The 12042-nt window shown below is 55.0% G+C and carries 12 protein-coding genes; 1 reads left to right on the forward strand and 11 read right to left on the reverse strand.

Translation table 11 applies throughout. The annotated features are described in order from the left end of the window. Nucleotides 1-84: 84 nt before the first annotated feature. From argT to pdxB, 11 genes are all read right to left on the reverse strand, one after another. Nucleotides 85-867 carry a lysine/arginine/ornithine ABC transporter substrate-binding protein ArgT gene (argT, locus tag EoCCA6_RS04935; RefSeq protein ID WP_152081730.1) on the reverse strand — a complete coding sequence of 261 codons (783 nt, stop codon included), beginning with the start codon at nucleotides 865-867 and terminating at the stop codon, nucleotides 85-87. Nucleotides 868-1157: 290 nt separating this feature from the next. Continuing rightward, nucleotides 1158-1727, reverse strand: coding sequence for a UbiX family flavin prenyltransferase (locus EoCCA6_RS04940; RefSeq protein ID WP_152081731.1), 570 nt, complete (start codon nucleotides 1725-1727; stop codon nucleotides 1158-1160). Between the two features lie 88 nt (nucleotides 1728-1815). Continuing rightward, on the reverse strand, nucleotides 1816-3333 hold the full coding sequence (gene purF, locus EoCCA6_RS04945; RefSeq protein ID WP_152081732.1) for an amidophosphoribosyltransferase: 1518 nt from the start codon (nucleotides 3331-3333) through the stop codon (nucleotides 1816-1818). A 33-nt stretch (nucleotides 3334-3366) separates the two neighbouring features. Further along, on the reverse strand, nucleotides 3367-3855 hold the full coding sequence (gene cvpA / locus EoCCA6_RS04950) for a colicin V production protein (RefSeq protein WP_000262116.1): 489 nt from the start codon (nucleotides 3853-3855) through the stop codon (nucleotides 3367-3369). Between the two features lie 254 nt (nucleotides 3856-4109). Then, nucleotides 4110-4796, reverse strand: a complete 687-nt coding sequence (gene dedD, locus EoCCA6_RS04955) for a cell division protein DedD (protein WP_152081733.1) — start codon at nucleotides 4794-4796, stop codon at nucleotides 4110-4112. Beyond that, a complete protein-coding gene (folC, locus tag EoCCA6_RS04960) occupies nucleotides 4786-6054 on the reverse strand; it encodes a bifunctional tetrahydrofolate synthase/dihydrofolate synthase (protein ID WP_152081734.1) in 1269 nt (422 codons plus the stop codon). The genes dedD and folC overlap by 11 nt, the downstream gene beginning before the upstream one ends. A 70-nt stretch (nucleotides 6055-6124) precedes the next feature. After that, the gene (gene accD / locus EoCCA6_RS04965; RefSeq protein ID WP_152081735.1) at nucleotides 6125-7030 is read right to left on the reverse strand and encodes an acetyl-CoA carboxylase, carboxyltransferase subunit beta; all 906 of its coding nucleotides are present in this window, start codon (nucleotides 7028-7030) and stop codon (nucleotides 6125-6127) included. Between the two features lie 154 nt (nucleotides 7031-7184). Next, complete coding sequence (locus tag EoCCA6_RS04970; protein ID WP_008502599.1) at nucleotides 7185-7844, reverse strand: DedA family protein; 660 nt, start codon at nucleotides 7842-7844, stop codon at nucleotides 7185-7187. A 28-nt stretch (nucleotides 7845-7872) separates the two neighbouring features. Continuing rightward, entirely contained in the window at nucleotides 7873-8685 is an 813-nt protein-coding gene (gene truA, locus EoCCA6_RS04975) for a tRNA pseudouridine(38-40) synthase TruA (protein ID WP_152081736.1), read from the reverse strand. Further along, nucleotides 8685-9698, reverse strand: coding sequence for an aspartate-semialdehyde dehydrogenase (locus EoCCA6_RS04980; protein WP_152081737.1), 1014 nt, complete (start codon nucleotides 9696-9698; stop codon nucleotides 8685-8687). The genes truA and EoCCA6_RS04980 overlap by 1 nt, the downstream gene beginning before the upstream one ends. A 67-nt stretch (nucleotides 9699-9765) precedes the next feature. After that, on the reverse strand, nucleotides 9766-10902 hold the full coding sequence (gene pdxB, locus EoCCA6_RS04985) for a 4-phosphoerythronate dehydrogenase PdxB (RefSeq protein ID WP_152081738.1): 1137 nt from the start codon (nucleotides 10900-10902) through the stop codon (nucleotides 9766-9768). 113 nt (nucleotides 10903-11015) lie between these two features. Here pdxB and flk point away from each other — a divergent pair, with 113 nt between their 5' ends. Beyond that, the gene (flk, locus tag EoCCA6_RS04990; protein ID WP_152081739.1) at nucleotides 11016-12020 is read left to right on the forward strand and encodes a flagella biosynthesis regulator Flk; all 1005 of its coding nucleotides are present in this window, start codon (nucleotides 11016-11018) and stop codon (nucleotides 12018-12020) included. Nucleotides 12021-12042 lie beyond the last annotated feature (22 nt).

Genomic DNA, 12042 nt, shown 5'->3' on the forward strand with positions numbered 1-12042 from the left:
AGCGATCCAATACAGTGCACAAACTGCACCATATTGGATCATTCACACCTGCAATGCACCAGAATGAAGCATTGCCGTCAGGCATTAATCACCGTAGACGTTGAAGTCAAAATATTTCTTCGCCAGTTTGTCGTAGGTGCCGTCTTTACGCAGCTCAGCAAAGGCTTTGTCGAAGGCAGCTTTCAGCTCGGTGTCGTCTTTACGCAGGCCAATGCCGGTGCCGTCGCCAAAGTATTTTTTATCTTTCACGGACGGGCCAGCAAAGGCGAAGTCTTTACCCGCAGGCTGTTTCAGGAAGCCTTCGCTCGCGGCGACTTCATCCTGGAATGCTGCATCCAGGCGTCCTGCTGCAAGGTCGGAGTAAATCAGATCCTGGTTCTGATAGGCCACCACATCAACGCCCTTCTCACGCCAGTTAGCATTGGCGTAGCCCTCCTGGGTAGAACCCTGAAGTACGCCCACATGCTTGCCTTTCAGCGAGTCGATGGTCGGCTGGATCGGGGAGCCTTTGGCGGCAATCAGACGTGAATCCGCAGCGTAAAGTTTGTCAGAGAAGGCAATCTCCTGCTGACGTTTTTCAGTGATGGAGAGAGAGGAGATAATGGCATCAATTTTCTTGGCTTTCAGCGACGGGATTAACGCATCGAAGTCGCTACCCACCCATGTGCATTTCACCGCAATGCGTTTGCACATTTCATTTCCCAGATCGATATCAAACCCAACAAAATCGCCTTTCGCATCCTTGGAAGAGAATGGCGCGTAGGTTGCGTCTGTACCGATACGTACAGTCTGTGGAAGCGCTGCGTAGCTACCTGCTGCTGCACTTAATCCCACGAGCAAAGACAGAGCCAGAACCGTCTTCTTCATACATTTACCCTCAAGTACCGTGATTTTATTATGGTTTGTGTTGTGTGTTGTGTTGCAGGCTTCTCTTGCAGGTCTTATGCCACATTGCCGTCTGGTCAAAATTTCGACGTTAAATATGTTAATAAAACGTTGCGATATTGCCTTAATGGTGAAAGATAGCAGGTCTGCCGAACGAACCGGAGAGAGAAAAAGGGAAAAAACGAATTAAATGTCGAGGATATGATCGCGGTTGCAGTTTTGCCCTGAAACAGGGCAACATCTCTTTTCATGCACACCGGTAGTGCACAGAATTACGCCCCCTGCCAGCGTGTGAAGAGATCTTCAGGCAGGTCAATATCAAACTGATCAAGAACACGATTGACCGTTTGATTAATCACATCATCCAGCGTTTTCGGACAGTGATAGAACGCCGGCACCGGCGGCATGATCACCGCGCCCAGCTCGGCGGCCTGGGTCATTAAACGCAGATGCCCCAGGTGCAGCGGCGTTTCGCGCACGCACAGTACCAGCGGGCGACGCTCTTTCAGCACAACATCCGCCGCGCGCGTCACCAGGGTGTCGGTATAGCTGTTCACAATGCCGGAGAGCGTTTTGATCGAACAAGGCAGAATCACCATGCCCGCCGTTTTGAACGAGCCGGAGGAGATGCTGGCGGCGATATCACGCGCATCGTGAACGACATCCGCCAGCGCCTGAACATCACGCAGAGAGAAATCGGTTTCGAGGGAAAGGGTCTGACGCGCCGCCTGGCTCATCACCAGATGGGTTTCTACGTTTACTACGTCGCGCAGCACCTGCAGCAAACGGACGCCGTAAATGGCACCGCTGGCACCGCTGATCCCTACAATGAGTCGTTTCATGATTTTCGCCCTTACTGATTCAGGGCAGACTGTGCAGGATTTTGCGGGGAGTTGCAAGTGAGGGCATATACCCTCACTTGCAGAGGCATCAACCTTCGTTGTGCATCTCTAAACTTTCAAGATCGTTTTGCAGTTGAACGGCTTTCGCGTCGTCGTTACGCAGCGAGTCAAGGTAGTCGAGATACTGCTGGTCGACGTCTTTGGTCACGTAGATGCCATTAAACACGGAGCATTCGAACTGCTGAATATCCGGATTCTCGGCACGTACCGCGTCGATCAGATCGTTCAGATCCTGGAAAATCAGGCCGTCGGCCCCGATGATCTGGCGAATTTCGTCCACTTCACGACCATGAGCAATCAGTTCGTTGGCGGTCGGCATATCAATGCCGTACACATTCGGGAAACGAATTTCCGGTGCGGCAGAGGCCAGGTACACTTTCTTCGCACCGGCTTCACGCGCCATCTCGATAATTTGCTCAGAGGTGGTGCCACGCACAATAGAGTCATCCACCAGCAGGACATTCTTGTCGCGGAATTCCGCACGGTTGGCGTTCAGCTTGCGACGCACTGACTTACGGCGAAGCTGCTGTCCAGGCATGATAAAGGTGCGCCCAACGTAGCGGTTTTTCACAAAGCCCTGACGGTACGGTTTGTCCAGAATGCGGGCGATTTCCAGCGCGATATCACAGGAGGTTTCCGGGATCGGGATAACGACGTCGATGTCAAGATCGTCCCATTCGCGGGCAATCTTCTCACCCAGTTTGGTCCCCATGTTCACGCGCGCGCTGTAGACGGAAATCTTATCAATGAACGAATCCGGACGGGCGAAGTATACGTACTCAAACAGGCACGGGTTGCTGACCGGGTTGTCGGCACACTGACGGGTAAACAGCTGGCCCTTCTCGGTGATGTAGACCGCTTCGCCCGGCGCAACGTCACGCAGGAACTCAAAGCCCAGGGTATCCAGCGCCACGCTTTCGGAAGCCACCATATACTCGGTGCGGCCATCGCCAAGATCGCGCTTGCCGAGCACCAGTGGACGAATGCCGTTTGGATCGCGGAAGGCCACCATGCCGTGGCCAATAATCATCGCCACGCAGGCATAAGCCCCACGGATCAGGCGATTGGTTGCAGCAACGGCGGCAAAGATGTTGTCGGCTTCCAGCGGATAATGACGGAAGTTATCCAGCTCACTGGCAAAGATATTGAGCAGGATTTCAGAATCAGAAGTGGTGTTAATGTGGCGACGTTTCTCTTCGAACAGCTTTTTACGCAGCTCATGCGCGTTGGTCAGGTTGCCGTTGTGGGCAAGCGTGATGCCATACGGGGAGTTAACGTAGAAAGGCTGAGCCTCAGAGGCGCTGGAACTGCCAGCAGTAGGATAACGAACGTGACCGATCCCCATATTACCTTGCAGACGCTGCATATGGCGGGCTTCAAACACATCGTTTACCAGGCCGTTCGCCTTACGTAAACGGAAGCAGTTGTTTGCATCAATGGTGATGATACCCGCAGCATCCTGCCCACGGTGCTGAAGCACCGTTAACGCGTCATAAATCGACTGGTTTACCGGCATGAAACCGGCGATACCGACAATACCGCACATTCGTCTTTTCCTCGTTAAGCCACATCTCAGGGTTTATGCCCTGGGCAAGAAACTTGACGAGCTTTGCAGATAGTCAAAGAACCATCTGATGATGAAGCTGAACTCTGGAATGAGCTGCGATTTCTGCCAGTCTTCACTTTTAGAGAACCCGGTGAAGGTATCCAGGAAGAACAGGATCGCGGCCACTATCAGCACGCCTCGCAACGCCCCGAAACAGATGCCAAGCACCCTGTCCGTGCCTGACAGACCGGTTTTCTCGACCAGCTGGCCTATCACGTAATTGACGATAGCGCCGACAATCAGCGTCGCGATAAACAGCACCGCGATGGCGATTCCGTTTCGGACCAGTTCATCTTCAAAGCCCGTGAACCAGACAGACAGGTAAGTGTAGTAATGACTGGCAACAAAGAAAGCACAACCCCAAGTCACCAGCGATAACGCTTCACGAACAAAGCCACGGATCAGGCTAACCAGACAGGAAAAACCAATCACCGCAATGATGGCGTAATCAATCCAGACCATATGTGTCCCACGATTTAACGCCCTGTCATCCAGTTCGGGGCGAATTCTAACAGAAAAAGAAAACGTTTGCGTAGGGTTTTCCTTCCCGCGCGTAAATAAAAAAGGCGCTGAAAAAATGTTCAACGCCCCCTCACCCTAACCCTCTCCCCAAAGGGGAGAGGGGACTGTACGATGCAGTCTGATACAAACAAGCTCGATGCGATTTTCACCCTCTCCCCGTTGGGGAGAGGCCGGGGTGAGGGGGTAGATCTTAATCAGTTCGCGCTGTAATTCATCACCACGCCGCTCAGCCCGGAGATTTGCTTCAGTTCGCCAAGCGATCCTTTCAGCTTATCTTTTGAGGCCTCCGGCCCGACAAGAATACGGGTAATTTTACCCTGTACTGGCGTGGAAGGTGAAGTGTAAACACGATATCCCGCACTGCGCAGTTTACCCACGACCTCATTAACTTTATCGGCATTTTTTAGTGCGCCGAGCTGCACAACGTAGGCTTTTCCGGTGGGTGCCGCGTCTTGTTTCGCCGGTGGTGGCGTTTCTGACGCAGCCGCCAGCTGCTCTGCCGCTTTATCCCGTTGCGGTTTTGGCTGCAGCTTTTCAACCGGCTTTGGTTTCTCGACAGGTTTAGGCTGCTCTACCGGAACCGGATCAATCTCAATATTGTTATTCGCCGCCAGACGCGACGGATCAAGAGACGGCGCTGCCGCATCGCCTGCCCGGACTTCTTCCGCTGCACCTTCTGGCGGCTGAGCAGGAAGTGCCTGCGTCGCTGCGGGCAGCATATCGGGCTCGTCACGATCGCCCGGTTTTGGCACCAGCGGAATGGCTGCAAACTCATCCTGGTAATGCTTTTTCTGCCCGTCGAGCAGTCCGGGGAGAATAATCACCCCGAGCGCGACCAGCACAATCGTTCCTGTTAAACGGTTCTGAAACTTACTCGCCACCGGTTCTCCCCGCGTCCATCACTTCCATGACATGTGCCACCGTGTGGAATGAGCCACACACCAGCACGGTATCTTCTGGTTTAGCATCCGCCATCGCGGCATGCCAGGCCTGCGCCACGCTATTGTAGATTGCACCTTTGCCGAGATGTTCCATCAATTGTTCAGCCGTGGCACCACGCGGCCCCTCCAGAGGAGCACAATACCAGCTATCGACCACACTCTCCATGCAGGCCAGCGTGCCGCCGATATCTTTATCATGAAGCATACCGATAACTGCCAGCACGCGCCCGGTTTTTGGTAACGATTTGAGACGTCCTGCGAGATACGCCGCCGCATGCGGGTTATGTGCCACGTCCAGAATCAGACGCGGAGACTCACTGACAATCTGGAAACGCCCCGGCAGGAGAGCATTCTGGATGCCCTCGCGGATCGCCTGTTCGCTCACCGTAAGGTTGCTGGCACGCAGCGCTGCCAGCGCGGTGGCGGCGTTAGGCTGCGGCACCTGCGGCAATGGCAGGTTGTCCAGCGTGCCCTGCGCATCGCTAAAGCGCCAGCCATCAGTTGTTACGTCATACTGCCAGTCCACACCGCGACGCAGCAAACGTGCGCCCTTCTCGTTTGCAACGTCTGCAATGGTGTGCGGCATATCCGGTTCGCCCACAACGGCAGGTTTACCTGTGCGGAAAATACCGGCTTTCTCACGGCCAATGCTTTCACGATCCGGCCCCAGCCAGTCGGTATGATCCAGCGCGATGCTGGTGACCACCGCCACGTCCGCATCCACCATATTGGTGGCATCCAGACGCCCGCCTAAGCCAACTTCCAGAATGACTACGTCCAGTTGCGCCTGTTTGAACAGCCAGAGCGCCGACAAAGTGCCGTATTCAAAATAGGTTAAGGAGATCTCACCGCGCGCCGCTTCAATTTCCGCGAACGACGCAGTATGTGCCGATTCCGGCAGTTCGGTATTTTGCACCCGCACGCGCTCGGTATAACGCACCAGATGCGGAGAGCTGTAAACGCCAACCTTATAACCGGCTGCCATCAAAACCGATTCCAGTGTGCGGCAGGTGGTGCCTTTGCCGTTAGTTCCGGCAACGGTAAACACGAAAGGCGCGGGTTTCAGCACATCAAGACGCGCGGCGACCTGGCTTACGCGCTCAAGCCCCATATCGATGGTTTTACTGTGCAGGTTTTCCAGATAAGAAAGCCACGCAGCGAGGGGCGACGTGGCTTGGGGAATGCTTTTATTTTCCATAATGCCCGGTTGTCATTAACGGTTTAGAAAGCAAAAGGGCAGCGCCAACCGGCCCTGCCCTTTTCAGTTATCAGGCCTCGGGTTCCTGATCCGGTACGACCACGCCTTCGCGCGGCTCATCCGGGTTTGGCGATGGCAGATTCATCAGCTTCGCCAGGATGCTTGCCAGTTTCAGGCGCATTTCCGGGCGGCGGACGATCATGTCGATAGCGCCTTTCTCGATGAGGAACTCACTGCGCTGGAAGCCCGGCGGCAGTTTTTCACGAACCGTCTGTTCGATAACGCGAGGACCGGCAAAGCCGATCAGTGCTTTAGGCTCAGCGATGTTGAGATCGCCCAGCATCGCGAAACTTGCAGAGACGCCCCCCATGGTTGGGTCGGTCAGCACGGAGATATACGGCAGACCACGCTCCTGCATTTTCGCCAGCGCTGCAGAGGTTTTCGCCATCTGCATCAGGGACATCAGCGCTTCCTGCATACGCGCGCCACCGGAGGCGGAGAAGCAGATCAGCGGGCAGTTATCTTCCAGCGCCTGCTCTACGGCACGCACGAAACGCGCACCGACCACAGAGCCCATTGAGCCGCCCATAAAGGAGAACTCAAACGCTGCGGCAACAACCGGCATCTCATGCAGGGTGCCTTTCATGACGATCAGCGCGTCTTTCTCGCCAGTCTCTTTTTGTGCAGAGGCCAGACGGTCTTTGTATTTTTTGGAATCGCGGAATTTGAGCACGTCTTTTGGCTCAAGTTCGCTACCCAGCTCTACCAGAGAGCCTTCGTCCAGCAGGCTATGCAGGCGGTTACGCGCCGACATACGCATGTGGTGGTCGCACTTCGGACACACCTCAAGATTGCGTTCCAGCTCCGCGCGATACAGAACCTGGCCGCAGCTATCACACTTCGTCCACACCCCTTCAGGAATGCTCGCTTTGCGAGTCGGGGTAATGTTGCTTTTAATTCGTTCAATCCAGCTCATTGATAACCTTTCTGCCTGAACCTGGTCGTATGCCAGTTTTGCTGTAAGAGGCGAATAATGCCATTTTTGCCTCCAACAGACCATGAATGTTGCACATTAAAACATAACAGCCCGAAACTTTGGATAAAAAAGTGGTCGAACCGCCAGTGCGCATTTACTTCGCTTGTTTTGCCGCCGCACGTTTATGACGAATAATTTCAATGACGCCCGGCAGAACGGAAAGCACAATAATCGCTACAATCAGTAACTTAAGGTTTTCCTGAACCACAGGCAGATCGCCAAACAGGTAGCCCGCATAGGTAAACAGCAGCACCCACAGCAGTGCCCCGACGACGTTGTACATCGCAAAATGACGATAGGACATATGCCCCATGCCCGCCACAAACGGTGCAAATGTACGCACAATAGGCACAAAACGGGCAAGGATAATGGTTTTCCCGCCATGACGTTCATAGAACGCATGAGTCTTGTCTAAATAGCTGCGGCGGAAAATTTTCGAGTCCGGGTTGCTGAATAACCGCTCGCCGAACACCCGCCCGATGGTGTAATTGACCGCATCACCGACAATCGCGGCGATGACCATCAGCACCACCATCAGATGCACATTCAGGTCATTGGTTGGCAATGCAGACAGCGCACCGGCCACAAACAGCAGCGAATCGCCCGGCAGGAACGGGGTAACAACCAGACCGGTTTCACAAAACAGAATGAGGAACAGAATGGCATATACCCAGACGCCATACTGCGCGACCAGCTCTGCCAGATGAACATCAATATGCAGGATGAAATCAATCAGAAAACGTATTACGTCCATATTGTCTAAGCCTTAATTGCACCTTTGTTTAGTCCGCTAAAAACAGCGGGCCCATTGGCGGTTTTGGCAGGTCAAACCGGTCCGGATAATCTACCGATACCAGATACAGCCCTTCCGCTTTCGCCGTGGCTGCCGCAAGCGTTCTGTCCTTCGCTGCCAGCAGTTCTGCAATCCAGCTCTCCGGCTGGTGTCCGGCACCTACTTCCATCAGGCTGCCAACAATATTCCGCACCATATGATGTACAAAGGCATTGGCTTTGATATCCACCACCACATACGCGCCAAAACGACTGACGTTTATGTGCATGACGTTACGCCACGGCGTGCGGGACTGACACTGCACCGCACGGAACGACGTAAAATCATTTTCTCCAGTCAAACACTGCGCCGCTCGCTGCATACGTTCTGCATCAAGCGGTTCATAAAAATGCGTCACGCCCTGGCTTAACACCGCCGGACGCAAACGCTGATTGTAGATAACATAGCGGTAACGGCGCGCGGTCGCGCTGAAACGGGCGTGAAAATCATCCGGCACAGCTTTCACCCAACGCACCGCGATGTCACCAGGCAAATTCGCATTTACGCCGAGCGTCCAGGCAGCATCCTTTCGCACGGCGGTAGTTTCAAAGTGAACCACCTGCCCCGTGCCGTGAACGCCGGCGTCGGTGCGGCCCGCGCAGAAGACGTTAATCGGCTCATTCGCCACCTGAGAGAGCGCTTTCTCCAGCTTTTCCTGGACGCTGCGCACCTCATTCTGACGCTGCCAGCCATAATATTTACTGCCATCGTACTCAATGCCGAGGGCAATTTTATGGACCGGCTTTTGTTCTACTTCCGACATCAGTACAGGTACTCCTGCACCAGTTTCTCGGCAATTTTGACTGCCATCAGCGCGCCGCCGAAGCGAACGTTATCGGCAACCGACCAGAACTGAACCTGCTCCGGCATACCGTAATCGTTACGCACGCAGCCAACCGAGAGATGCGCGCTGCCGGTGGCATCGCCCACCTGCGTCGGGAATTCGCTCTCTTCAGAGAGCACAATATCTTCGCCACGGCCAAACGCATCGCGCGCTTCTTCTGCCGCCAGCGGACGCAAGGCTTCAAAGTTCACCATCTGTGCGTGACCGTAAAACACCGGCGACTGCACGCAACTGGCGGAGATCATCAGGCCGTCATCCTGCAGAATTTTACGCGCTTCATCGACGATGCGGCGCTCTTCACGCACCGATCCTTCACGATCCGGCAGCAATGGCAACATATTGAACGCAAGCTGGCGGCCAAAGAAATCGTCTTCGTCAATCGGGACGCCGTTCAGCAGTTTCGCACTCTGCCCTGCCAGCGCGTCGACCGCTTTTTTGCCACTGGCAGAGGCAGACAGCAGGCTGGTCACGGTAATGCGCGACAGGCCACCGTCGTCGATCAACGGTTTCAGCGCGGTAAGCAACTGGCTGGTCAGGCTGTTCGGCACCGCGATGATGTTACGATTACGATAGTCAGCCAGCACAAACGGGTTCACGTCCGGCACCACCAGCGGGACATCCGGCTCCATTGAGAACAGGCCGCTCAGATCAATCACCAGACTGCCCGCGTTGGTGGCCTCTTCAATGTAAGAGGCGGTAGCTTCAGCGCCCGCTGCGAAAAATGCCAGCTGCGCCTGGGTCCAGTCGAATTCGGCCGCATCCTGAACCATGACGGATTTACCGCCAAAACGCAGATGCTCGCCCGCGCTGTCGGTACGCGCCAGTGCGTAAATCTCACCCACCGGGAACTGACGCTCAGCAAGGGTTTCGAGCAGGGCTTCACCCACGGCACCCGTGGCACCTAAAATGGCAATGTTCCAGCCTTCAGACATGGTGGTTTACTCCAGAAATAAAAAAGCGTCCCTGTCGGTATAGCCAACAGGGAGCATTAAGAAGATATTAACGTGCCGGATGGTGAACGGCGTTAAAACCCAGTTTATGCAGCAGCGCCGCCGCCGTTGCGTCGTCGCACATCACATACAGGGAAGACCACTCGCGGCGCTCAACGTAGTTCTTGCGCAGCTTATCAAACTCACCCGGAATAGCCGCTGATTTACGCAGCAGCGCGTCATCGCGGCGCACATCATACACCAAATGTACCAGCCTTTTCAGCGTTGCCTGATCCAGCGGACCATGCAGGGTAATGCGCCCGAACTCAGGAGCAGGGAGTAAGGTATCCAGCGCCACCTGCTGCGGATGGCCGATAAAGGCGCTGTAGGCCTCAAAGACCTGCGTCGTACCGCGCGCTTTACCTTCAAGCGTGTAACCAGCGATATGCGCGGTGGCGACGTCCACTTTCTCAAGCAGAGAGACGTTGAGATCCGGCTCCGGCTCCCAGACATCCAGCACCACGCTTACATCCTGCCCCTCTTCCAGACATTTCAGCAGCGCAGCGTTATCCACCACCGGGCCGCGGCAGGCATTTATCAGAATAGTGCCAGCCTTCAGACGACGGATTAGGGCTTCATCGGCCAGGTGCAGCGACTTATACGGCCCCTCTTTAAACAGCGGCGTGTGGAAGGTGAGCACATCGCACTGTGCAACCAGCTCATCCAGCGTGCGGAAATCCCCTTCATCACCGTTATCTTTACGCGGCGGATCGCACAGCAGAGTGCGAATGCCCAGAGCTTCGAGACGTTTTTGCAGGCGTCCGCCTACGTTGCCCACACCAACTATGCCCACCGTGCGGTCTTGCAGCGCAAAGCCGTCACGCTCGGCCAGCATCAGTAACGAGGAGAAAACATATTCCACCACGGCAATGGCATTACAGCCTGGCGCAGCAGAGAAGCCAATCCCCGCCTGTTTAAGCCATTTGTCATCCACATGATCGGTCCCGGCCGTTGCAGTCCCGACAAACTTAATCGCTTTGCCAGCGAGCAACGCCTCATTTACTTTGGTCACCGAACGCACCATCAGCGCGTCGGCATCATCCAGTTCGTTGACCGGAATTGGGCGACCAGGGACAGCCTTAACATCGCCCAGGCGGCTGAATAGCTCGCGGGCGTAAGGCATATTTTCATCAACGAGGATTTTCACGTCTGAGTACCTGTTTGAGAGGAAGAAAACCTGCCAAGTGTGCCATAATCTCGCCGCCAGGCATATACGTATGCCGGGTTAACGCTGAGTTTTGACTTTAAGGATTTTTGACGATGCAGCCTATTTCAGGTACGCCGCCACGCCCTCCGGGTGAAGGCCCTGTCACGCCAAACGTTGCAGGTGAACAACCGCTATCCACGCAACAGCGCACCGTGCTGGAGCGACTGATCACGCGCCTGATTGCGCTGACCTCTCAGCAAAATGCCGAGGTATGGTCGGGCGTAAAGCATGATTTGGGCGTCAGAAACGATGCGCCTTTGCAGTCGCGCCACTTCCCCGCCGCTGAACAAAACCTGAATCAACGTATTAACGCTGCACAACAAAACCACACCACCCGCCAGATAGTCTCGCAGCTGACTGAGCTGTTAGGTCAGGGGAACAACCGTCAGGCGGTGAGTGATTTTATTCGTCAACAGTTTGGTCATACCGCGCTGAGCCAGCTTACGGCGGATCAGCTGAAAACCGTGCTGACGCTGCTGCAAAGCAATCAACTCTCTATTCCTCAACCGCAACAGCGCCCGGCGACCGAGCGGCCGCTGCTGCCAGCGGAGCACAACACGCTCAATCAGATGGTGACCAGACTGGCCGCCGCTACCGGCGAGTCAACAAAACTGATCTGGCAATCGATGCTGGAATTGTCTGGCGTAAAAAGCGGAGAGTTGATTCCGGCGAAACAGTTCACCCATCTGGTGACCTGGCTGCAGGCACGTCAGACGCTCAGCACCCAGACCTCCCCCACGCTACATACGGTGCAGGCGGCGCTTAAACAGCCACTCGAACGGCACGAATTTGAGGCAATTCGGGACTATGCCCAGCAAACGTGGCAGGCCACACCGCAGACGGTGCTGACTACCGCGCAGGTGCAGGATTTGCTGAATCAGATCTTTATTCGCCGTAGCGAACGGGAAGGCGGAGTGCCGGACGTGCGCAACATTCAGCCCATTTACAGCCCGCTGTTTGCGCCAGTGGTGGAAACGTTCAGAACGCTGTCTGCCCGTCCAGGGTTGATGTTTATTGCGCTGATGATTGCGCTGGCGATTTTCTGGCTGGTTACTTAAAACAGCCGGGTGACGGCTACGC

Origin of the sequence: Enterobacter oligotrophicus (assembly GCF_009176645.1) — a bacterium.
In the GTDB taxonomy this organism is placed as follows: domain Bacteria; phylum Pseudomonadota; class Gammaproteobacteria; order Enterobacterales; family Enterobacteriaceae; genus Enterobacter; species Enterobacter oligotrophicus.